Origin of the sequence: Alcaligenes sp. YSL9 (assembly GCF_030515105.1) — a bacterium.
In the GTDB taxonomy this organism is placed as follows: domain Bacteria; phylum Pseudomonadota; class Gammaproteobacteria; order Burkholderiales; family Burkholderiaceae_B; genus Alcaligenes; species Alcaligenes phenolicus.
Genome location: NZ_JALXJU010000002.1, coordinates 908,443 through 929,208 on the forward strand (window position 1 = coordinate 908,443; position 20,766 = coordinate 929,208).

The 20,766-nt window shown below is 57.6% G+C and carries 21 protein-coding genes; 8 read left to right on the forward strand and 13 right to left on the reverse strand.

The window, feature by feature from the left end:
* Positions 1–771 (forward strand): 2-keto-4-pentenoate hydratase, encoded by a 771-nt coding sequence (locus M2Q46_RS12320; protein ID WP_302357323.1) that lies wholly within the window; start codon positions 1–3, stop codon positions 769–771.
* Positions 772–924: 153 nt separating this feature from the next.
* Here the strand turns inward: M2Q46_RS12320 and M2Q46_RS12325 are convergent, their stop codons facing one another.
* The 5 genes from M2Q46_RS12325 to M2Q46_RS12345 all read right to left on the reverse strand — a co-directional run bounded on the left by M2Q46_RS12325 (position 925) and on the right by M2Q46_RS12345 (position 5,349).
* On the reverse strand, positions 925–1,695 hold the full coding sequence (locus tag M2Q46_RS12325; protein ID WP_302357324.1) for an APH(3')-II family aminoglycoside O-phosphotransferase: 771 nt from the start codon (positions 1,693–1,695) through the stop codon (positions 925–927).
* A gap of 77 nt (positions 1,696–1,772) precedes the next feature.
* Positions 1,773–2,207 carry an acetyltransferase gene (locus M2Q46_RS12330; protein WP_009462757.1) on the reverse strand — a complete coding sequence of 145 codons (435 nt, stop codon included), beginning with the start codon at positions 2,205–2,207 and terminating at the stop codon, positions 1,773–1,775.
* A 100-nt stretch (positions 2,208–2,307) separates the two neighbouring features.
* Positions 2,308–2,925: a GrpB family protein gene (locus M2Q46_RS12335; protein ID WP_302357325.1), complete on the reverse strand. Its 618-nt coding sequence runs from the start codon at positions 2,923–2,925 to the stop codon at positions 2,308–2,310.
* A 43-nt stretch (positions 2,926–2,968) separates the two neighbouring features.
* A complete protein-coding gene (locus tag M2Q46_RS12340) occupies positions 2,969–4,747 on the reverse strand; it encodes an ABC transporter ATP-binding protein (protein WP_137430816.1) in 1,779 nt (592 codons plus the stop codon).
* Positions 4,748–4,779: 32 nt separating this feature from the next.
* Positions 4,780–5,349 (reverse strand): TetR/AcrR family transcriptional regulator, encoded by a 570-nt coding sequence (locus M2Q46_RS12345; protein ID WP_035268401.1) that lies wholly within the window; start codon positions 5,347–5,349, stop codon positions 4,780–4,782.
* A gap of 78 nt (positions 5,350–5,427) precedes the next feature.
* Here M2Q46_RS12345 and M2Q46_RS12350 point away from each other — a divergent pair, with 78 nt between their 5' ends.
* Both M2Q46_RS12350 and M2Q46_RS12355 read left to right on the forward strand, forming a co-directional pair.
* On the forward strand, positions 5,428–6,531 hold the full coding sequence (locus M2Q46_RS12350; protein WP_302357326.1) for a DUF418 domain-containing protein: 1,104 nt from the start codon (positions 5,428–5,430) through the stop codon (positions 6,529–6,531).
* A 40-nt stretch (positions 6,532–6,571) separates the two neighbouring features.
* Complete coding sequence (locus M2Q46_RS12355) at positions 6,572–7,063, forward strand: N-acetyltransferase (protein ID WP_203145175.1); 492 nt, start codon at positions 6,572–6,574, stop codon at positions 7,061–7,063.
* 86 nt (positions 7,064–7,149) lie between these two features.
* Here the strand turns inward: M2Q46_RS12355 and M2Q46_RS12360 are convergent, their stop codons facing one another.
* Positions 7,150–8,070 carry a LysR family transcriptional regulator gene (locus tag M2Q46_RS12360; RefSeq protein ID WP_302357327.1) on the reverse strand — a complete coding sequence of 307 codons (921 nt, stop codon included), beginning with the start codon at positions 8,068–8,070 and terminating at the stop codon, positions 7,150–7,152.
* Between the two features lie 108 nt (positions 8,071–8,178).
* Between M2Q46_RS12360 and M2Q46_RS12365 the strand changes: the two genes are divergently transcribed.
* Complete coding sequence (locus M2Q46_RS12365) at positions 8,179–9,021, forward strand: branched-chain amino acid aminotransferase (RefSeq protein ID WP_302357328.1); 843 nt, start codon at positions 8,179–8,181, stop codon at positions 9,019–9,021.
* A gap of 84 nt (positions 9,022–9,105) precedes the next feature.
* On the opposite strand, the gene M2Q46_RS12370 is transcribed toward M2Q46_RS12365, so the two are convergent.
* Genes M2Q46_RS12370 through M2Q46_RS12385 form a run of 4 tightly spaced genes read right to left on the reverse strand, consistent with a single transcriptional unit; the run spans position 9,106 to position 13,615 of the window.
* The gene (locus M2Q46_RS12370; RefSeq protein ID WP_251196428.1) at positions 9,106–10,038 is read right to left on the reverse strand and encodes a hypothetical protein; all 933 of its coding nucleotides are present in this window, start codon (positions 10,036–10,038) and stop codon (positions 9,106–9,108) included.
* A gap of 3 nt (positions 10,039–10,041) precedes the next feature.
* Positions 10,042–11,952 (reverse strand): beta-ketoacyl-ACP synthase III, encoded by a 1,911-nt coding sequence (locus M2Q46_RS12375; RefSeq protein ID WP_302357329.1) that lies wholly within the window; start codon positions 11,950–11,952, stop codon positions 10,042–10,044.
* Positions 11,953–11,966: 14 nt separating this feature from the next.
* Positions 11,967–12,881: a fatty acid desaturase gene (locus M2Q46_RS12380; RefSeq protein ID WP_302357330.1), complete on the reverse strand. Its 915-nt coding sequence runs from the start codon at positions 12,879–12,881 to the stop codon at positions 11,967–11,969.
* Complete coding sequence (locus M2Q46_RS12385; RefSeq protein ID WP_083054332.1) at positions 12,878–13,615, reverse strand: sterol desaturase family protein; 738 nt, start codon at positions 13,613–13,615, stop codon at positions 12,878–12,880. The genes M2Q46_RS12380 and M2Q46_RS12385 overlap by 4 nt, the downstream gene beginning before the upstream one ends.
* A gap of 190 nt (positions 13,616–13,805) precedes the next feature.
* Between M2Q46_RS12385 and M2Q46_RS12390 the strand changes: the two genes are divergently transcribed.
* The 3 genes from M2Q46_RS12390 to M2Q46_RS12400 all read left to right on the forward strand — a co-directional run bounded on the left by M2Q46_RS12390 (position 13,806) and on the right by M2Q46_RS12400 (position 16,796).
* Positions 13,806–14,669 (forward strand): pirin family protein, encoded by an 864-nt coding sequence (locus tag M2Q46_RS12390; protein WP_302357331.1) that lies wholly within the window; start codon positions 13,806–13,808, stop codon positions 14,667–14,669.
* Positions 14,670–14,814: 145 nt separating this feature from the next.
* Positions 14,815–15,165, forward strand: a complete 351-nt coding sequence (locus tag M2Q46_RS12395) for a hypothetical protein (protein WP_302357332.1) — start codon at positions 14,815–14,817, stop codon at positions 15,163–15,165.
* Positions 15,166–15,236: 71 nt separating this feature from the next.
* Positions 15,237–16,796: a TerC family protein gene (locus M2Q46_RS12400; protein WP_021447067.1), complete on the forward strand. Its 1,560-nt coding sequence runs from the start codon at positions 15,237–15,239 to the stop codon at positions 16,794–16,796.
* A gap of 33 nt (positions 16,797–16,829) precedes the next feature.
* Here M2Q46_RS12400 and M2Q46_RS12405 read toward each other — a convergent pair whose 3' ends face one another.
* Complete coding sequence (locus tag M2Q46_RS12405) at positions 16,830–17,804, reverse strand: FecR domain-containing protein (RefSeq protein WP_060186126.1); 975 nt, start codon at positions 17,802–17,804, stop codon at positions 16,830–16,832.
* A gap of 169 nt (positions 17,805–17,973) precedes the next feature.
* Positions 17,974–18,870 carry a LysR family transcriptional regulator gene (locus tag M2Q46_RS12410; protein ID WP_060186125.1) on the reverse strand — a complete coding sequence of 299 codons (897 nt, stop codon included), beginning with the start codon at positions 18,868–18,870 and terminating at the stop codon, positions 17,974–17,976.
* Between the two features lie 89 nt (positions 18,871–18,959).
* Here M2Q46_RS12410 and M2Q46_RS12415 point away from each other — a divergent pair, with 89 nt between their 5' ends.
* Positions 18,960–19,529 (forward strand): DMT family transporter, encoded by a 570-nt coding sequence (locus tag M2Q46_RS12415; protein ID WP_247966100.1) that lies wholly within the window; start codon positions 18,960–18,962, stop codon positions 19,527–19,529.
* A gap of 6 nt (positions 19,530–19,535) precedes the next feature.
* On the opposite strand, the gene M2Q46_RS12420 is transcribed toward M2Q46_RS12415, so the two are convergent.
* The gene (locus tag M2Q46_RS12420; RefSeq protein ID WP_060186123.1) at positions 19,536–20,729 is read right to left on the reverse strand and encodes a multidrug effflux MFS transporter; all 1,194 of its coding nucleotides are present in this window, start codon (positions 20,727–20,729) and stop codon (positions 19,536–19,538) included.
* Positions 20,730–20,766: the final 37 nt, after the last annotated feature.

Consider the following 20,766-nt stretch of genomic DNA (forward strand, 5'->3'; position numbering starts at 1 on the left):
ATGAGCACCACACTGCAAACCGACTGCCTGGCGACGGCACAACGTCTGCTCCAGGCCCGCCAAGAACACCGTCCCATCGAAGACTGGCCCGACGCGCTGCGACCTGTGTCTTTTGATCAGGCCTATCGCGTCCAGGCCGTGCAAATGGAAACCCTGGGCCCCATAGGAGGCTGGAAAGTCGGCGCGGCCAATAGCGTGGCCCCGCCCACCTGCGCCCCCCTGCCCCAGCGTTCTCGTTACGCCAGCCCGGATGTACCATCCAGCAAGGAGCTGTCCTTGCGCGGCATAGAAGTGGAAATCGGCCTGATTCTGGGACAAGACTTGCCGCCCGGCCAGGCACCGTATTCCATAGAACAAATCTGGCAGGCGGTCAGCCAGATCTGTGTGGCCGTTGAAATTGTGGAATCCCGCTTTGCGCAGCGTGACACCGTAGGCCGTCTATCCACCTTGGCCGATCTGGCCAGTCACGGTGCGCTGGTCTATCAGCCGCAAGGTGTCGCCGCGCAGGATATGGCACTGCTACAACCTGAATGGGCACGCCTGCAAGTGGGGCAGCAACCCTTGCTGCAAGGCCCGAACCAGAACCCGGGGGGTGAGCTGACGCGACTGCTCATCTGGCTGGCTAATCAAGGCAGTCACCACCTTGGCGGGCTGCAAAAAGGGCAGGTCATCATTACGGGCACCTGTTTACCCATGCTGTATGCCGCCCCCGGCGACCGAATTCAGGCGGCCATTCAAGGGATCGGCGAGCTGAATTTTATCTGCGCCTAAGATCACATCGCCAGCGTCCGAAACGGCGCTGGTTTTGCCCGACAGAGCCTCTCATCAGGCAGCACAAGCTCTGCACTGCTGGTCTAGGGAATGCCGCGTGCAAAGCCGATTTGCCAATAGTGGCTGACCTTGGGAGACAAAGACCAGTCAGGTTCAAAAAAACTCATCCAACAGGCAGAAGAAAGCGATGCGCTCGGCATCCATTTCCACGCCGTACAAAGCAAAGAAAGGCGCTAGCCACTCCTTGCCCAAATTGCGCTCTATGCTGCGCGCCGTCAGCGCCAGATCCTGATAACGATCCGCCACGCCCAAACGTCCGCAGTCGATAAAACCGCTGAACTGCCCTTGATGCACCATGAAGTTGGGCAAGCAGGCATCGCCATGAGTGACCACCAGATCTTCTTGTCCTGGGCGGCTGGCATACAGTTCGTCCAATAGGTTTTGAACCGGCATGCCCTGACGCTCATCGTCAAAATCTTCTTCATCAATCAGGCCCGCTTCCGCCCTGGCACGTGCATCGGCCAACCGATGCTCCAGGCGATGATCGAAGGGGCAGGACTCCAGTGGCAAGCGATGCAGGCTTTGCAAGGACGAAGCCAGTAACTCCACGGTTTGCTGGGGAGACAGGCCTTCAGTGCAGGCCAGATCGCGCCCAGGAACAGCACTCATCAGCAGCCAATGGCGGCTTTGCGCCAACAAGGTATCCAGCACCTCTGGGCAAGGCAGACCTTGCGTATGCATCCAGCGCAAGCGCTCAATTTCATCGGGCAGCTCGGCCAAAGGCAGATCGTCCTCCGCCTTCACAAACTGGCAGGAGCCATCCGGCCAGTCCAGACGCCAGACATCAGCCCCGGACTCCCCAATGGTTTGACGTTGTGCCTTGGCGGCAGCCAGTCGGGTTTGCCAGGCAAGCGGAAAACTCATACTTAAGAACCTTGCTGAAAACAGTCGATAAAAACGGAGGGAGGGATCAAGCCAAACGAATCAAACCGTGATGCCCATCAGACCTGATACTGCAGGTGAATCAGCGGGTATGGCTTGCCCTGATCATCCACGGGCGAGCGTCCAATACGCTTGAAGCCCATTTTTTCGTAAAAGCCTACAGCCTGCTCATTCTGTTCATTCACATCAGTGGTCATGCTGGGATGCAGGCTCAAGCCGTGCAGCACCAAAGCCTTTCCTACGCCCGTTCCCCGGCTGTCCGGGTCCACAAACAAGGCCTGCATATGGCCCTGCTCAAGCAGCATGAAAGCCAGCGGGTAATCCGTCTCATCCACCGCCAGCCATAAACTGGCCTGGGGCAGAAACCCGCAGACCATGACATCAATTTCCTGACGATCCTGCACGGATAAAAAATCGTGCGTGGCATCCACGGCCTTGCGCCAGATTTCAACCGCACGTTGCCCGTCCTCCGGGCGCGAATGACGAATCCTCATGGGGCGCATCCTGTTTGTAAAGTGTTAGCTGGCAAGCAAGACACTGATGTCAGCGGTAGGTACGTCAAGGCTGTAGCCGGGACAAGAACACCGGCCAGGCTCAAGACGACAGTCCCTGCGATGCAAAAATCTTTTGATAAATATTCCGCACTACTGCCTGCTTTCGCTGGTTGTAATCCCGCACACTGCCAGCCCCTTCTTTAGCCTGCATTTTGGCCTGGGCATAGCGCTGCAAATCCTCGGGATGCGTATCCAACCAGTCCCGAAACAGGATATGGCGAATATGCTCAGGGCAATCCGGGCCGAACACATGCAGATTCACACGCGGCTCTTCCTGACGCAGCATGCGGTGCTGATACCAGGAGCGCTCACGTATGCTCAACTCATAACCCAAGGCATTCAACGCAGGAACATAGTCCTCTTCCTGCTCCGGGTCGGCCACCAGCACATCAATATCAATCACAGGCTTGGCAGGCAGGCCGAGCACCGCGGTCGAGCCCACATGCGCAATAGTCAGGGCCTTATTGCCCAGGGCCGCCTGAATTTCCTGACTCAAGCGCTGATACAGCACCGGCCAGTTCGCGTCGTAGTCCTGAACCTCGATCAGCTCTGCTTTAGGCTCGCCTGCCACCCAGGGGGTCTCATTGGGGTCGCCATCCTCGAAGGTGGTGATTTTGCTTAGTGCCGATGCAGACACGGTCCTGTTCTCGCGATTCACACAAATTCTCCTTGATACGACTTTCAACTTTTCCACGTCCACCTCACATGGACTGACCGGCTTTCAAAAGTTGGGCATACACACCGTCCAGCGCAGCCAGTTCCTGATGGCTACCCTGCTCAACCAGCCTGCCCGCCTTGAGCACAAAAATGCGGTCGGCATGACGGACGGTAGACAGGCGGTGCGCAATCGAAATAACGGTACGAGTTTCCGCCATTTTGGCCAAGGCGGCTGACATGGCATTTTCCGTGGTGTTATCCAGCGCACTAGTGGCCTCATCCAGCAAGAGAACGGGCGGGTTGCGCAGAATGGTACGAGCCAGAGCCAAGCGCTGTTTTTCGCCCCCGGAAAAACGATACCCTCGCTCGCCCACCGTAGTTTCATACGCCTGCGGCAAGGACATGATGAAGTCATGAATCTGCGCGGTTTTGGCTGCGGCCAGCAGCTCCTCATCACTTGCCTCAGGCCGTGCAAAACGCAAATTCTCCGCAATGCTGGCATTCAACAAAAAGGGCTCCTGATTCACCACGCCCAGCACACTGGCCAACTGCTCGAAACTCATCTGGCGCAGATCAATACCATCAATCGTGATGCTGCCTTGATTCGGGTCGGCCAGACGCGCCAACAAGTAACCCAGGGTAGTTTTACCAGCGCCTGTCGGTCCCACAATCGCCACATGACTGCCCGCAGGAATATCCATATTGATGTCGGACAAGGTAGCGGTCTCGGATTGATAGCGGTAGCTCACTCCTTTGAGCCGCACATGACCTCGCGGTCCCGTAGCCGGGAAAGGACGGGGCTGGGCAGGCTCTGTCAACTCGGGCGGCGTATCCATGTACTCAAAAATCCGGGTGAACAGCGCTCTGGTAGTGCGCAGACGCACCCCGCTTTGCAGCAGTTCTTCCAACGGCCACATCAACTGCTCCTGCAAGGCAATCAGGGCAACCAGGGTTCCGATGGTGACCACCATCCCCTGGCCGATCAGCCAGCCACCCAGCAACAGCGTCAAAGCGGGCAAGGCACTTAAAAACAGATAGATCAGCGACCATTGCCATTCACCAGCCGTGTGCGCACGCACTTCCAGTCGGGCTACCTCCGAGGAGACCTGTGCAAAGCGCCGCGTCAAAAAACCGCCTTGTGCCAAGGTACGGGACAAAATGATGCCCGGAGCTGACAAGGTTTCCTGCACTGTCGCCGACATATTCGCGTGACCAGCCTGCTGATCATGCGTCAAACGCTCGCGCAGTTCCCCTACCTTATTACTCAGCCAGATCAAGGGCGGCAAGACAGCAAAGGAGAACAGAGCCAAGCGCCAGTCCAACAGCAACATGGCAATGGCCGTGGTGACCACCACGCTCAAGTTACGCGCCAAATCAGTGGCTGTGTTGCTGACCACAGCCTGCAAGCCACCAATATCATTGGCGATACGGGACTGAATTTCACCTGTACGAGTACGAATGAAAAAGCCCAACGACAGGCTTTGCAGATGACGATACAAACCGACCCGCAAATCGTGCATGATGGCCTGCCCGATCTTGGTGGACAAAATGGTTTGCAACACACTGATGCTGGCACCCAAGGCACTGATACCCAGCAGGCCCAGCACCAGCCAAACCAGCAGTCCAAAGTCCTGGTCCGGCAAAGCTGTGTCGATAATCTCGCGCAGCAAAAAAGGAGACACCACGCCAATCACTGCACCAAAGGCAATCAGCAGGGCCACCATAAACAAGCGCATGCGCCAGGGTTTGAACAAACCCAAAATCCGGCCCACGGAGGTATGGCGGGAGGATAGCGTTTTGTAATCAGTATCGATTTCCATCATCAAACTACTTAAGGCAGGCCGACGGATTCAGGCTAAGTCGGCCGGGTTTCCAGAAAAAATAAATGTCGCAAATGCTGTTCGGCCTGGGCAGGGCTCAGATCCGTAAAATCGGTCAACAGCATATTGGCCAAGCCGTCATACATCGCAGATAAGCGCAGTGCCGTGCCCTGGGCATCGGGTACCTGCCAAAAACCTTGCTCCGTGCCCCGACTCAGGTAAGAGGCAAGTTGTTCCAGCATTCTTTTATGCACGCGGGTGGTCACTACGGCCAGGGCTGCATCGGTTTTGGCCAGATCAGTGGCATCAATCCACAAAAACCAATAGATGCGATTGCGCTCTTCGAAGGCCGTCTTCAGGTAATCCTCCATCAGAACCCGAGGGTCTGCAGATTGCGCAGCCTCCCATTCCATGAGCTGATCGAAGATCTCGCCCCAAGCCTCGGCCCGCAATTCGGACCAGCGAAAGTAATGGTTCAACAGTCCACGGCCCACTCCAGCCCGTTCGGTCACCATGCGAGTGGTGGCGGCGCGAACACCAACTTCCATCAGGACCTCAACCGCGGCCTGTCGAATTCGTGTGGCACTGTCTTCTTTTTCACTCATCACCTTCCCTCCCTATTGACACATTGAGCAAGCGCTCAATATTATGGCATTGAACAAGCGCTCAATCAATAAACATCCATGTCTACGGCTTCTCGAAACTCCTCCATCGACCTGATTCGCACCGCTGCCCTGATCGGTATTTGTGTGGTGAACCTGCCCTATCTGGCACTGAGCGACAGTGGCCCGACAGCCACATCCTCCTCCTATGACCACATGGCTGCCTTCCTGATCGAATTTCTGTTTCAGGGCAAATTCTTCCTGCTGTTCTCGCTGATTTTTGGCTGGGGTATAGAAATCCAGGCACGCTCTGCCGAACGTGCTGGCGTCCCCCTCAGCAGCCGCTACTTCCGCCGCATGTTCGGCCTGGCCGTGCTGGGTTGCTTGCACGCGACGCTGGTTTTTACCGGCGATATCCTGCTGCTTTACTCGGTGCTGGGTGTGCTGATCTGGCCGCTACGCAAGCTCTCCCCGCGCGGATTGATCAAGGTGGCGTTGTTGATGGTGCTAGTGGAAATTGTCAGCCTGGCACTGATCGCTTATCTGCTGGCCGGTAGCGAAGACATGGCCCCGGTGTACTCCCTGGGCGGTGCCTTCTCCGAGGCAACGCTGGCACGCATCAGCGAATGGCCGGAGTCCTTTGCCTTCCTGTTTCTGTACCAGGGTCCACTGGCCTTTGGAGCCATGCTGATGGGCTTGGCCGCGGCCAAGAGCAACTTCTTTGAAGCCCATAGCGCCGGACAACAAAAGCTGGGGCGCGCCCTGCCCTGGCTCCTGCCACTGGCTTTGGCGATCAACTTCTTTAGCGCCTCCGTGGCCAACGAAGAAAACCTGATGGGGCTGACGGGTCTGTTCAGCATCGCCATCGGCGCGCCCTTGCTAGCCACGGTGTATCTGTACCTGCTGCTGCGTTGCGGACAATGGCTCAGCCTGCCCAATGTACTGATTGAGGCAGGCCGCAATTCACTGAGCGCCTATGTCAGCCAAGGCATTCTGGCGGGTCTTGTTTTCAGCAGCTATGGCCTGGATCTGTTTGACTCCTTTGGGAATGCAGCACTGTTATTGATCTCCATTGGCCTGGCTTTACTGGCCATGAGTCTGACAGGCCTGATCGCCCAGCGCTGGGGACGTGGCCCACTGGAGGCGGTTCTACGACGCATCACCTACGGGTCCAAGCACGCCTGAACCGAGCGCCTTTTAGCTGAACATGAAACCTTGAATTCATATGAGTGAACAAACCGTTTCCAAAGACGCCACCGTCTCTTTTCGTCGCATCAACTCGCAAACCGTCTACGAGGTATGTGAGCTAAGCGAGACCCTGTCTCCCGCACAGCGCAGCATGATTGCCGACAATGGCACCTCCATTGCAGAGGCTCACTTTTCCGAGAATGCCTGGTTCCGTGCCATCTACGCTAATGACACCCTGGTGGGCTTTATCATGCTGCATATCGGTGCCGACCATGACGAAGGCATTCTGTATCCTGGTGCCTTTTTATGGCGTTTCATGATTGCAGCCCCCTTCCAAAACCTGGGTTTCGGGCGCAAAGCAATTGCACTGCTGATCCATGATCTGAAGTACCAGGGCTACAAGGAAATTCGGCTAGGCTATAGCCGAGGTGAAGGCAGCCCGGAAGCGTTCTACTCGAAACTGGGCTTTGAGCTGACAGGCGGCACCTATGGGGAGCACGAGCTGGAAGCCGTGCTGAAATTTGCTTGATAGCCAAATGGGCAAGGTGCTGAACGACGGCCCTCACAAACCATGTACAGCCCTTGTGCAAACCGCATCGCCATCAACAAATAGACTTAACGCTGCCCGAACAAATCCGAAATGGCCGTGCGCAACCAGCGCACGCCTTCGTCCTGTCGACTGCGCTCATGCCAATGTACGCGCACATCAAAGCTGGGCAGAGCCAGCGGCGTAGGCACAATGCACAAGGCGGCAGGGTCCTGGAAAGACAGAACGGCCACATTGGGCACGGTCAGCAAATAATTACTGTTAACCAGAATCTGCTCCGCAGCCAGATAGTGGGGAATCGTCAGGCTGATATTGCGCCGCATATCCAGGGAGCGCAGGGTGTTTTCCACCAGAGAATGCCCGCTGCTGGTGGCATCAATGGCCAGATGATCAGCCGCCACAAAGGCTTCCAGATCCAGCTCATTTCTGGCCAGGGGATGGCCTTTGCGCATGGCCGTCACATAACGCTCGTGGCGGAACACGCGCGAATGCACTCGCCCTTTAATCATGGGCAAAGAGCCAATCGCCAGATCAATCTCGCCCGAACTCAAACCACTTTCCAGCGATTCCCAGCCCAGATTCTTGATGACCAGGCGAATACCTGGCGCGTGTTTGGCGACAAAATTGTTCAGCCCCGGCAAAAAAACCAGTTGGCCGATATCCGTCATATGGACCTTGAAAACACGCGTAGACTGAGCAGGATTGAAGCCTTGGGTTTGCGTCAAGGCAATGCCCACTTCTTCCAGCAACGGTTGCAGTTTTTCGCGCAGTGCAATGGCGATCTGCGTGGGTGCCACACCATAGCGCGCCCGTACAAACAAAGGATCACCCAGCGCCTGTCGCCAACGTTGCACCATCAGGGAAATAGCCGACTGGCTGATCCCGATACGCAGCGCGGCCTGACTCAGGTTCTGACATTCGCAGATCAGGCAGAAAGCATGCAGCTCGGCCAGCGTCCAGTTATATGTTTTGTAAATATCAGATAGCACGCTGACACCACCTCAAGTCGTTTTTTGCTCTCTATTATGTGTGTTGGAAATAGTACAACGACAAGATAAATTGCCACTACGTCCCAACAAAACCAGGAGGAAAGCCCCATGAGTAAAAATGAAATCACGTGGTCCAACGGTCAATGGAATAGCACCAGCGCACCTTTGATTGGCGCGACCGACCATGCGTTCTGGATGGCCACCACGGTCTTTGACGGTGCCCGTTCTATTCAAGGCCATACTCCGGATCTGGACCTGCACTGCGAGCGCTTGAACCGTTCTGCCCTCACCCTGGGCATGGAGCCCGTGATGACGCCGCAGCAAACCGTGGACCTGGTGCGCGAGGGCCTGAAAAAGCTGTCTCACACTACGGACTACTACATCAAGCTGTTGTATTTCGCACCCGGCGGCTTCTTGTTGCCCGACCCGGCCACCACCCAGCTGGCAATTCATATTTTTGAATCCCCACTGCCTGCTGACAGCGGTTTTAGCGCGACCTTCAGCGAATTCCTGCGCCCTGATCCGTCCATGGCTCCTACCGATGCCAAAGCCTCCTGCCTGTATCCCAACACCCAGCGTATTTTGCGTGATGCCGGCGCACGCGGTTTTGACAACGCCATCGTGCTGGACTCCAAGGGCAAGGTGGCCGAGTTTGCTGTTGCCAATCTATGGATTGTGCGTGACGGCGTCGCCCTGACCCCGGCGCTGAACGGCACCTTCCTGAATGGCATTACCCGCCAGCGTGTCATGCAGCTGCTGCGCGACGACGGAATTGAGGTACGTGAAGCCAGCCTGACACCACAAGACGTACTGGATGCCGATGAAGTATTTAGCACCGGCAATAACGGCAAGGTCCTGCACTGCAATCGCATTGACGATCGCCACTACGCCCGCGGCCCGATTGAAACCCGTGCTCATGAGCTGTACATGGCCTATACCAAGCGCAACTAAGTCTCAGAAAGTAGCCAACAGCATGGTTGGAAATGGGCCATGTGCCCAATAGAAAAACGGCTCATGCATGAGCCGTTTTTGTTTTTACATCTCGGCAGAAACCGAACTATCGCCCTGCCCCAAATCCGGTGTTTGAGCCCCCTCTGCCTGCGCTTGCGCCTGCTTCATCTGATTGAGCAAGCTATGCAGCATCTCTGTAGACAGACCGTGCAGCACCAAACGGTAACCTGCTCGCAAGGTCGACATGGGCACCAAGGGGTGACCATTGTTCACCAGAATCAAATGCTCGGGTGCCTGCAAAATCTTGGCCGCGTAAATCCCGATGGTCTCGTCCAGCTGCAGGGAATTGGCCGCACGCCAGAAGTCGTTATCAGTCAGCAGCAACTGGTACAGGGGCGTGAACAGTTCGATGGCGCTTTGCAGATCCATCTTGTTCAGCGGGCCTTGCGGCATATCGTCCAGCGCCAAAGGCACGGGCTGGATCATGGAGAAATCCACGCGCTGCGGCGGGCCGATTTCCTGATTATTGTCCCGCAAGGTCTGATTGAGCCGGATCACGAAATTGAACAGATTCAAATCGTGCTTCACAAAGGTGTGATCGCGCAATTCGTCGATGTTCATGGGCGTGAGCGGCGTAGTCGGCACCTGGGTGGGCGAATTGGCCGCGATAAAGGCCAGCACCTGTGATCCCAAATGGAAGTGACGCAGAATCAGCCAGTTGGCCTGTGGCGAGACAAAGCGCTTCAAGCCCCAGACCAGAATGCGATGCAACAGCCCCGAATGCGACCATTTGCGCGGCAAAAAGGTTTTAACGACCTGAATCACGATAATCATCAGGCGTGCCAATGGCCGCAGGAAGGGCAACAGGTATTGGCGCGATGAAGAGCTGGAGTCGGCCAGCCAGGCCTGCTTGACCTCATCGGGCAAGGGCGTGCTGCGATCCAGATACAAGGCCCGCCAGGGATTGGGGTCCTGGGGGTCGTGCGGCTTGCTTAAAAAATCCGGGATTTGATCCATGACTTAAAACTCTTTCGCGTATTGGAACTGCATCAGGTACAGAGCGGCGGTACGACGTGCGGTTTCAATAATAATCTGCTCGGCGCGGCCTGTTTCATCGCAATCCAGAGCCAGCTCCACCGCCACCAGCCAGCGGGCCAGGTGATGCTCGTCGTTCATGCCATGGTAGTGCAGGAAACGGTACATATTCGGTTCGAGCGACAGCGAGGATTTCAGCAAAGGCAACAAGGCCGGAACAATACGCTGGCCGGTGCCTTCGATAATATAAATCGCACCCAGCAAGCCAATCGGGTCCTGGCTGGCCGCCAGCGCATGCAGATATGAGTTCAAGGCCTGACCGCCGGGATTACGGCTCAGTTGCTCGATCTCGGTCGCGGTACCACCGGCATGCTGATAGTCCTCGAACAGGATCTTGAAGTCGTCCTGTTCTTCACCGGCGTGCAAACGGATCAGCTCGGCCAACGGAGCATAGGTGGGCGACAGGGAATCGCACGCTTCGCGCATCCACTTGGCGCCTTCACGTACCTGGGGAATCCAGTCTGCCATCCACTTTTGATAATCCTGCATGCAGATCGAACCGTCGTGCAGGCTGCGCAGCAAGGGCGTACGCCACACTTGGGAGCGATAGTCGTGCCAGATGGGGGCCAATTGCGTCAGCAGATCGCGCAAACCCTGCGGGGCTGTGGCCGGGTCATGCGGAGGGGCAATATCCACCTGATCCACCGAGGCCGGAGCCGACTGTTTGGCAGACGGGTAAGACACAGCCGCCGCGGGGGCATCGCAGGCTTCCACTTCCAGCAGCATGTAGGCCGTCATGAAGCGGCCAGACTCGGGCACGTAGCACAGGATTTGCTCGCCGGGCGTCAAGGTCCGGTCGCGCATGAACTCGGCCAGCATGATCAGAATGGACGCTGCGCCCGTATTGCCGCGCCAGCGCAGATTGCTATACCAGCGCTCGGCAGGAATGCCCAGGCCAGCCTGTTCCAGCAAATCTGCCACCACGGGGATGAATTTTTCGGAGGAGTAATGGCACAGGAAATGGCTGATGCGCTCGGGGTCTACCCAGCCATCGCGCACCAGTTTTACGTATTCATGTATGCCGATGTCGAACAGATGCGGCAGCAGGCGAATGTCCTGGCGCAGGGACAAGGCACCGTCTTGCTCGGCCTCGGCCCAGGAGTCGTAATCCAGATGGCTGCGGGTGGAATCACGCGTTGCTCCCAGCTGCATGCAAACCGGGTAATCACCCGAGAAGGATTTTTGATGAATCCAGCGCAGGCGCAGGCGGACGCCGGGCTGCGTTGTGGGCAGAACCTGATCTTGATGACTTAACAAGGCCGCGCCCGCACCATCGGACAACATCCAGCGCAGGAAGTGTGAGTCAAAGTCAGCCTGATAGCCTTGCGAGGCAAAGCGCGATCGGCGGAACAAGCGCGATGGCATTTCACTGGCCACGGCCATGCCGTGACGGTGCGCACCCAGCTCGATCCCCTGGGCAACGGCCTGCAAGGCGGTCACGCCAGCGGCGCAAATTCCGTGGACCGAATGCACCTCCAGTGGAGGAGCGGCCAATTCACCTTGAATGGCATTGGCAAAGCCGGGCATCAACAAATCCCCGCCCGAGGAGCCGCTGGCCAGCAAGCTCACGTCCGCCATGCTCAAACCCGCCTGCTCCAGGCACGCACGCACGGCATTGGCGGCCATGGCCGTATTGCTCCAGCGCGTGCTGCCATCTTCACCAATGGCGTAGTAGCGCTGCTGAATACCGTTCTCGGCCAGAATGCGTTGCTTGATGCGCCCCGAAATACGATTCAAGGGGGCAATAAAGTTATCCATTGCGGTGTTATCGACCGGCTCTCCGGGCATAAACCACTGGGCCTGATGGATAACAACGTGCTCAAAGGCCACGGGCATAGAAATACTCCTGATTACACGGAATCACGCCGACGCTCCGTCTGGCCCACGGCGTTCAAGGATTGACTGCGGTAGCGGGGCATGAACAGGCCCAGCACAAAAACGCGCAGCATATAAGGCACCAGCCCCCCTTCGTTCAAGGCGTCCGGGGTGCGGGCTCGGTATTCGGTGTCGTGCAGCCAGGTCAGCTCGGACCAGTGCGTACGCGAATGCTCATGATGGGCCACATGCAGGCCGATATTAAAGAGCAAGGGATTGACCAGGCCCTCGAAATTGCGGGCATAGGCTAGCTGCTCGCCATGACGGCCCTCATGGCTGCCATCAGCATGGGCATGTTGCAGATAATTCGTGGTCAGCAGCCAGTGCAAACCGTGCAGCTGCGGCAGGATCACGTACAAAAAGCCTTTTACCGGGTCCAGCGCCAGGGCCAGCGCCCAGCTTCCCAGCCACACGCCGTACTGCGCCATGCAATAGGCCCAGACGCCCGGCCAATGACGGCGCAGGCTACCCAGCCAGCCAAAAATTGTGGGGTACAGCGCAGGCACGGCCTCAAAGGGGTGCATCAGCCAGCCCAGCGTGTCGTTGGTGTCGCCCCGCCAGAAGCGGTAGGTGCGGGCCACATCTTTTTCACCATGTTTATAGCGGTGATGATTACGCCCATGGGCAGGCCAGAACACGCAAGCGGGATGGCCTTGTACCAGGGTCAGCCAGAAGTCCGTCAAGCGATTGGGGAGACGACCCCGCCACATGCGCAGATGATGATGGTTGTGGTTGATGACTCCAACGCCCAGCGTCAGGAACAGCAGCAAGCCATACAGAATCCAGGAGAAACCGCCCCGCCACAGCACGACCACCAACAAAGGATAGGCAATCAGGTACAGCAGGCTTTGCCAATCGCGCGGCTGACGCAAACGCCACGCAGCGCTCATCCCCGCGCCTCCTCGGGGCGATCGGGCAAGCGGGTGCCAAACAGGCGATCCATAAAGCTGAATTGAAAACCGTAATTACCGTTGTACTGCGCGTGATGGCGTTGGTGACGACGGCTGGCCGCCAGCCAATGGCGGCTGGAGACATGGGGGAAAAAGTCGTAATTGGAGTGGCCGATGCTGTTGAAAAACAGGCTGAACAAGGGCACGGACAAAAGCGACCAGAAACTGAAGTCATGCACGACCATGGGCAGCAAAATCACATTGCCCAGCATGATCGACTCCAGCGGGTGGAAACTGTAGGTGGAGAACGGCGTCACCACAACGGAAGAATGGTGCGGGCCGTGATAACGGCGCAACCAGCGGGTATGCAAGAGACGGTGATTGATCCAGAAATGCACGTCGTTCCAGATCACCAGAGCCAGAATTTCCAGAACAATGCGGGTCGCGCTGGCATTAGGCGTCAAATGCGCCCAGCCCAGCTGCAAAAAACCCCAGGGGAAAATCATGCCGGTGCCAAAAATCAGAATGGCCGTGCCGGATTGCTTCAGTTCCCGGCGCAGTTGGCCTGGGCGCAAGGGGCGCGTGTCCAGGGGGCGTCCCCAACCCAAGGCAGGTAAAAGCCAATGTGTCAGCGCCAAGGTGCCCAGTGCAAACAGCACGTAAATGCCGCCGAAGAACAATAAGCCCACGCCCATTACCTGCCAGACGCTCAAGGCCTGAAAAGCCTGCCCCATTCCACTCTCTACGTAACAAAGTGCGCTAATGCTAGCGCGGTCAGGAAGATTACGTTTGTTAATTTGGTTACTAATTGCTCACATTCGTCCAGCCCGCCCAAGCAATACAGTTTTGCAATAGCGGGGGCTAATCATAGCGGGGTTTCGCCCCTATCCTTGAAGGCATGCGCTTTCAATCGGAATCCATGCCATGAAAAAGGTCGTCAGCATCCTCAGTCCATGCCCCTCTTTGGCGGGTGACGATGGTCTGGCGGCGCGTACCTTGTTCAGCCATCAGGACCACGCGGACCGGCACAGCCCCTTTCTGCGCTTGAATTATGCCGCTCCCACCCCCTACCCGGCCCGTAGCCGTCGCCACAAGGTCCATGGCTCCCCGCAGCGCGGCTTTGAAACCGTCACGCTGGTGTATCAGGGCGAGCTGGAGCATCGCGACTCCAGCGGTCATAGCGGCACTCTGGGTCCGGGCGATGTGCAATGGCTAAGTGCGGCCTCCGGCCTGCTGTATCAGGCCAGCCACTCCGAGCCGTTCGCCCGTCAGGGTGGTACCTGGGAAATGGTGCAGCTATGGATCAACCTGCCTGCTTGTGCGAAAACTCTGCCACCCAGCCAGCAGTCTCTGCCCAGCGCAGACATTCCCGTTCTGGTCCTGCCCGATCAGGCCGGACAGATACGAGTGATTGCCGGGCAATACCGGGAGCAGCCCGGCGCGGCCCGGCATCACAGCCCGCTCCTGTTGTGGGACATACAGATCAAGGCCGGGCATCAAGCCTGTTTTCAGGTGCCCGAGGGCTGGAACACCAGCTTGCTGGTGCGAAGCGGCGAAGTACAAGTGAACCAGCAAACGCGAGTGCGCCCCGCTCAGGTCGTGTTGCTAAGCCTGGAAGGCCGGACTGTCCGGCTGAACGCCCAAAGCGACACCCAGCTGCTGTTGCTGGGCGGCGAGCCCATTGATGAGCCCGTTTTGACCTACGGCTCTTTTGTGATGAATACACAACAGGAAATTACCCAGGCAATTGCCGACTTTGATCAGGGCCGGTTTGGCTGCCTGGGCTGAGCTTTCCCTCTACTATTTCCAAGCTGCCACGCGCCCCGATGGCGGCCCCTGCCACCCCGACCTGACCATCCATCATCACAGCACACTTGCATTGAGCCAGCCCGCATACGATATACTGAACCGTCATCGACTTCCCTTAGACACTATGAGACGCTGGTTCGTCGTCGTCTTGCTTCTTATTCTTCCCCTGCAGGCTTACAGCTCCCACTACCACGCAACCGTGCAAGGTGGTCAATCGGCTTTATTCGCTCAACACGAATCCGATACAGCCGAGTCTGCGGAACGCCGTGTCTCATCCGCCAATCATCCTTTGCATCAGCTCAGCGCCATTTTGGCGCACACGCCCATGCAACAGTACGCCGATCACGCGGATACCCCCTTGCCTTGCCCGGTTCAGTCTTTCTGGCTGCATGCCTGGCCATCGGCTTGTCCGACCTATTCCCTGCCAGCAATTTGCTGCGAATTTGCCCCGGAGCACCGCCCGCCCCGCGTCTGACGCCTGACGCGCCGCGGCGCCCTGCTTCTTTGCTTTTTTGCACTTATTTATCTGTCTAACAGGACAACATCATGGAATGGCTACTCGATCCCAGCATCTGGGTCGGCTTATTAACTCTGGTGGTGCTGGAGATTGTTCTCGGCATCGACAACCTGATCTTTATCGCGATTCTGGCCGATAAACTGCCCCCGCATCAGCGCGACCGTGCTCGCCTGATCGGCCTGTCGCTGGCGCTGATCATGCGCCTGGGTCTGCTTACTATCGTCTCCTGGCTGGTCACCCTGACCACGCCACTGTTCTCCATTGGCCCGCTCAGCTTCTCCGGGCGCGACCTGATCCTGCTGCTGGGCGGTCTGTTCCTGCTGTTCAAGGCCACCAGCGAACTGCATGAGCGTCTGGAAGGTGGCGATCATCACTCCAGCACCAACAAGGCCTATGCCAGCTTTGGTGTCGTGGTAGCCCAAATTGTGGTGCTGGATGCCGTGTTCTCGCTGGACGCGGTGATTACTGCCGTGGGGATGGTGGATCAACTGCCCGTCATGATGGCAGCCGTCATTATCTCGATTGCGCTGATGATCTGGGCTTCCAAGCCACTGACCACCTTCGTGAACAACCACCCCACCGTGGTGGTGCTGTGCTTGAGCTTCTTGCTGATGATTGGCCTGACGCTGACCGCCGAAGGCCTGGGCTTCAAGATCCCCAAGGGCTATCTGTACGCGGCCATTGGTTTCTCCATCCTGATCGAGTTCTTCAACCAGATTGCCCGCCGCAGCCTGCAGCGCTCGCAGTCACGCCGTCCTTTGCGTGACCGTACCGCGGAAGCCGTACTGCGCATGCTGAGCAACCGCAAGAATGAAGACAAGGACGACAACGGCAACGAGGGTCAGCTGGAACTGGACGAGCAGGCTTTCCGCACCGAAGAGCGCAATATGGTCAGCGGTGTGCTCAGCCTGGCCGAACGCCCGATTCGCTCCTTGATGACGCCTCGTCAGGAAATTACCTGGCTCAATATCGAGGACTCCGCCGATACCTTGCGCCAGCAACTGCGCTCCACCCCACACAGCTTCTTGCCGGTGTGCCAGGGCGATCTGGACCAGGTGGTGGGTGTGGCTCGCGCCAAGGATTTGCTGGCCGATCTGGACGATTACCCGCAAGTCAAACTGTGGCCGGATCTGCGTGAACCCATCATCGTTCACGAACACACCGATGTACTCAGCGCGATTGCCATGTTAAAGCAGTCCAATGGCCAGTTCGTGCTGGTAACGGACGAGTACGGCGCGATTGAAGGCCTGCTGACCCCCATCGACATTCTGGAGGCCATTGCCGGCGAGTTCCCCGACGAGGACGAACAACCCGCCATTCAGCAGATTGGCCCCAATCTGTGGCAAGTGGATGGCAGCATAGACCTGCTCTTGCTGGCCCAAGCCGTGGAAGCGGACGACCTGCTTTTGAAAGACAGCAGCTTCAATTCCGTGGCCGGTTTCCTGCTGGAGCGTCTGGACTCCCTGCCCACGGTAGGGACGGTCGTTGAAGCAGACGGCTTGCGCTTCGAGATTACCGAAGTCAGCCAGCGTCGTATTGCAACGGTGCACGTCAGCCGCTTGCAGGAACCCGAGCAGACACAGGAGTAAGAAAAAGCCCGCTGCAAAGCGGGCTTTTTTCAATCAAGCACGACTCAAAAGCGCGATTCCGCCAGGCAAGCGCGTCACCGCCACGCCATATAACTGCTGCAAAATGTCCAGCGCCTCAGGCAAGTTATCCAGACTGACGGCAAAGCTGACCAAGACAGGGCCTAACGTGGCGTCTCGCAAAATCAAATGTCCTGACCAATAGCGGTTCAGCTCGGCCAGCACCTGCGACAAAGGCTGCTCATGAAAAGTCAGACGGCCCTGACGCCAGGACGGGAAATCCTCCGCCGCAACTGTCTGCACCGAGCTGATCGCATGGCGACCGTAAACAAGTTGCTCACCGGCAGCCAGCCGATATCCCTGTCCACCAAAATCCACCTGCGCACTGCCGGACAAACAGGTGACTTCGGTTTTGCCATCCAGATAGCGGATATTGGTACGGCCATTAAAGGTCTGAATGGAGCCAGCACCCGCAAACACCGTACACACCGAGGCCGAGCGCTCGGACTGTCGCACTTCCACTTCCCCATCCAGCAAAGCCACAATTCGACCCAGATGCGGGTCGTCACCGACGTTCAGGCGACTGCGCGTATTCATATCCAGCCAGACATGGTCCAGCAACTGCACGCGCCGCTGCTCGCCCGCACCCGTGCGATAGTCAGCACGCAAATCAGCCAAGGAAGGCCACAACTGCATAGGAGGCTTGGCGACCAGATACAGGCCACCACCCAGCAGCAAACCGCCCAGCAAGGCGCGACGCAAAGGCTGGTGGCCACGTTTTTTCATCAACTTGGCTTCGCGCAGCCAATCTTCACGATCTTGGGGCATGGCATCCCACATTTCGCGCGCGTGCGCAAAAGCGGATGCATGAGAAGGACTGCGCCCACACCAGCGGCGCAGCTCCCGAGCCTGACGAGAGGTCAGCGAGGACGTTTTCAGGCGGCTGACCCAGGCTCGTGCCTCCTTGTGCAAGGTGTCTTCATCCAGATTCAAGGCATTAGCAGGGTTCATCAACAATCAATTCAAAAAGCACTACACAGGGACTGCCAAACGCAATCCAAAACGTTTTATCCATCCGTTTAAACGGATAAAAACGAGAATTCAAAAGTAAACATAAATTGTCGGAAACTGCAGGCCCTATCGTCAAGCCATAGCCCGTCATAAAGAGTAAAGACGGGCTTTAACAGCACTGCATCAACTGCTGGCGCAGCCAGACATGAGCCGGGTCCGCGTGGCGACGGCTATGCCAGACTTGCTGAAACAAGACCGAGGGAATGGGCAGGGGAGGCTGGAAAAACACCAGTTCGGCCTGTTCGCGCAAGTGCTCGGCACTGCGGCTGGACACCGTCAAAATCAGGTCCGTGCCCGCCAGGACTTGGGCTGCCGCACTCCAATGCGGCAAGGACAAGGCAATCTGCCGTTTAAGACCGAGCCGATTCAGGACGTTGTCGACCTCACTTTCCCCTCCCGGACGCATGGCCAGCAACACATGCGGGCGCAGCAACCACTCTTCCAGAGCAGGGGCTTGCCCGCCGCTCAGACTGGCCCGATCCGCAATGCAGATCAGGTGTTCCTCAAACAAGGTCTGCGCCTGCAAGCCGGCCGGAATTTCCGAGAACACGCTCAAGGCCAGATCAATCTCGCCATCCCGCAGCTGACCCTGCATGGCTTCCCGGCTGGCCTGGCTGACCGCCAGCCGAATACCCGGTGCGTCACGACGCAGGCGGCGCATCAACGGTGGCAAGACAATTTGCGCGCCGTAATCCGACATGGCCAAGCGAAATTCACGTTGTTCACTGGCTGGATCAAAGCCACCCGCATCCAGCAGGCCATTGAGCTGCTGCAAAGCCTGCTCCAGAGGACGCTGCAACTGCAAGGCCAGCGCGGTCAGCTCCAAGCGAGAACCGCGGCGTATCAACAAAGGATCGTTGAACACTTGGCGCAAATGAGCCAAGGCATGACTGACGGCAGGCTGGCTTTTATGCAGACGCTGGGCAGCCCGCGTCACATGCTGCTCGGTCAACAAGGCATGCAGGCTCAGCATCAAATTCAGGTCTATACGGCGCAGTTCATCCATAGAACGAATAATGACTGTGCACACTATTAATTTCAATAAGAATTGCGAATAGTGCAAGATAGAGCTTTGATTCTTATGGAGATACGCTCATGCCCGGTCCCGCTTTGTTCAGTATGTTGGTGGCTGTCTTTGCCGGTTCGGCCGTGCCGTTTCAAGCTGCCAGCAATGCCGTTCTGGGTAAGGTCCTGGGGCATCCGCTCTGGGCCACACTGGTGTCGCTCTGTATCAGTGCGGCTCTGGTGCTGCCCACGATCTGGCTGATGCGCGCCCCCGCTCCCCTGACCGCGCAACTGGCGCATGCCCCCTGGTGGGTATGGACCGGTGGCGTTGGCGGGGTCATTTACATCAGCGCCGCCCTGATTCTGACGCCACGCATGGGCGCCGCCAGCTTTATTGTCTGTGTGGTGGCCGGGCAAATGCTCAGCTCCATGCTGATCGACCACTACGGTTTGATGGGCCTGACCCCACGCCCGGTACATATGGGACGCATTCTAGGCGTGCTGCTGATTTTGGCTGGTATGGGCTTGGTGCAATGGTTTACGCCTTCCGTGCCTGCGGCGGCTGAAAGCAAAAGCGCCACTGCAGATCACAGTGGCGCTCAGGAAAACAATCCAAGCCTGGCTCAACGCGCTGACGCTGACAGCAGCGCCCGATCCTGATAGGGCTTAGGCGGAAGCCTCGGTCGATTTGGAACGGAACTGGCTGCACCACCAGAATCCGGCCGACAAGGCAGCCGCCGACAACATGCCCAAGGCCAACAACAAGCCGCTATCGAACAGCAGCGGAGCCACCACACCGGAAACGGTGGCGAACAAAAGCATTTGCCAGGCACTTTGTACCGAGGAAGCCAGGCCGCGCATGGTGGGGAAGGTGCCCAAGGTCACCACCGTCATGCCCGGCAAGGCCATGGACATGCCAAAGGCGTACACAAAAATCGGCATCACGGCCCACGGCACTTCAGCCTGGAACAGGAGGTTGTACACGGTGTTGAACGCCGCGCCAGCCAGCATAAGGGACAGGCCCAGACGAATCATGCGTGCCGGAGCCAGCTTCTCGGCAAAGCGGGCATTCAGAATAGAGCCACCCAACATACCGCCAATAAAGGGCAGGAACAGCCAGGCAAAGGCGGTTTCTGTCAGACCCAGCACACCAATCACAAAGCTGGCCGCCGACGAAATGTACAAGGCAAAGCCGCCAAACGCACAGGCAATGGCGGAGATCGCCAGCACGAAGCGACCATTGCTCAAGGCCCGTGCGTAATTGGCCAGAATCACCCACAGCTTCAAGGGCTGGCGCGAGGCCACGGGCAAGGTTTCAGGCAGTTGCCGCCAGCACAGCGCAATCAGGGCAATACTGAGCACCGTCAGCATCCAGAACACCGAGCGCCAGCCCGAATAACTACTTAAATAGCCGCCCATGACCGGTGCAAGCGCCGGGGCCAGACTGAAGACCATCGTGATGTGGGCAAACAAGCGCTGAGCTTGCACCCCTTGTACACAGTCGCGCGCCAGGGCCTGACCGACGACACGCCCGGCACCTGCCGAACAGCCCTGGATCAAACGGAAGAACAACAGCCAGGAAAAGCTGGGGGCCAGCGCCGAGCCCACGGACCCGATCAGAAACAGGATCAGGGAGGCCAGAATCACGGGACGCCGCCCGAAGCTGTCGGACAACATGCCCCAGAACAGGCTCATGAAGGCAAAACCAAACAGATACAGACTTAAGGTCTGCTGAACCATTGACTGGTCAACGGAAAATTCAACACCGATACGGTGAAATGACGGCAGATAGGCATCGGTAGCAAAAGGCCCCAGCATCGCCAACGCCGCCAACACCAAGGTCAGCTTGCGGTAATTCATAGATAGCTTTGGAAAACAGGGAGGGCGCCAGAATCAG

What these genes read in the sequence shown, in the direction of transcription:
- M2Q46_RS12365 (WP_302357328.1), top strand. Translation starts at nt 8,179, where the DNA reads ATGAGTAAAAATGAAATCACGTGGTCCAACGGTCAATGGAATAGCACC.
- M2Q46_RS12400 (WP_021447067.1), top strand. Translation starts at nt 15,237, where the DNA reads ATGGAATGGCTACTCGATCCCAGCATCTGGGTCGGCTTATTAACTCTG.
- M2Q46_RS12330 (WP_009462757.1), bottom strand. Translation starts at nt 2,207, where the DNA reads ATGAGGATTCGTCATTCGCGCCCGGAGGACGGGCAACGTGCGGTTGAA.
- M2Q46_RS12395 (WP_302357332.1), top strand. Translation starts at nt 14,815, where the DNA reads ATGAGACGCTGGTTCGTCGTCGTCTTGCTTCTTATTCTTCCCCTGCAG.
- M2Q46_RS12390 (WP_302357331.1), top strand. Translation starts at nt 13,806, where the DNA reads ATGAAAAAGGTCGTCAGCATCCTCAGTCCATGCCCCTCTTTGGCGGGT.
- M2Q46_RS12410 (WP_060186125.1), bottom strand. Translation starts at nt 18,870, where the DNA reads ATGGATGAACTGCGCCGTATAGACCTGAATTTGATGCTGAGCCTGCAT.
- M2Q46_RS12320 (WP_302357323.1), top strand. Translation starts at nt 1, where the DNA reads ATGAGCACCACACTGCAAACCGACTGCCTGGCGACGGCACAACGTCTG.
- M2Q46_RS12385 (WP_083054332.1), bottom strand. Translation starts at nt 13,615, where the DNA reads ATGGGGCAGGCTTTTCAGGCCTTGAGCGTCTGGCAGGTAATGGGCGTG.
- M2Q46_RS12405 (WP_060186126.1), bottom strand. Translation starts at nt 17,804, where the DNA reads ATGAACCCTGCTAATGCCTTGAATCTGGATGAAGACACCTTGCACAAG.
- M2Q46_RS12415 (WP_247966100.1), top strand. Translation starts at nt 18,960, where the DNA reads ATGCCCGGTCCCGCTTTGTTCAGTATGTTGGTGGCTGTCTTTGCCGGT.
- M2Q46_RS12420 (WP_060186123.1), bottom strand. Translation starts at nt 20,729, where the DNA reads ATGAATTACCGCAAGCTGACCTTGGTGTTGGCGGCGTTGGCGATGCTG.
- M2Q46_RS12355 (WP_203145175.1), top strand. Translation starts at nt 6,572, where the DNA reads ATGAGTGAACAAACCGTTTCCAAAGACGCCACCGTCTCTTTTCGTCGC.
- M2Q46_RS12325 (WP_302357324.1), bottom strand. Translation starts at nt 1,695, where the DNA reads ATGAGTTTTCCGCTTGCCTGGCAAACCCGACTGGCTGCCGCCAAGGCA.
- M2Q46_RS12380 (WP_302357330.1), bottom strand. Translation starts at nt 12,881, where the DNA reads ATGAGCGCTGCGTGGCGTTTGCGTCAGCCGCGCGATTGGCAAAGCCTG.
- M2Q46_RS12370 (WP_251196428.1), bottom strand. Translation starts at nt 10,038, where the DNA reads ATGGATCAAATCCCGGATTTTTTAAGCAAGCCGCACGACCCCCAGGAC.
- M2Q46_RS12350 (WP_302357326.1), top strand. Translation starts at nt 5,428, where the DNA reads ATGTCTACGGCTTCTCGAAACTCCTCCATCGACCTGATTCGCACCGCT.
- M2Q46_RS12375 (WP_302357329.1), bottom strand. Translation starts at nt 11,952, where the DNA reads ATGCCCGTGGCCTTTGAGCACGTTGTTATCCATCAGGCCCAGTGGTTT.
- M2Q46_RS12340 (WP_137430816.1), bottom strand. Translation starts at nt 4,747, where the DNA reads ATGATGGAAATCGATACTGATTACAAAACGCTATCCTCCCGCCATACC.
- M2Q46_RS12345 (WP_035268401.1), bottom strand. Translation starts at nt 5,349, where the DNA reads ATGAGTGAAAAAGAAGACAGTGCCACACGAATTCGACAGGCCGCGGTT.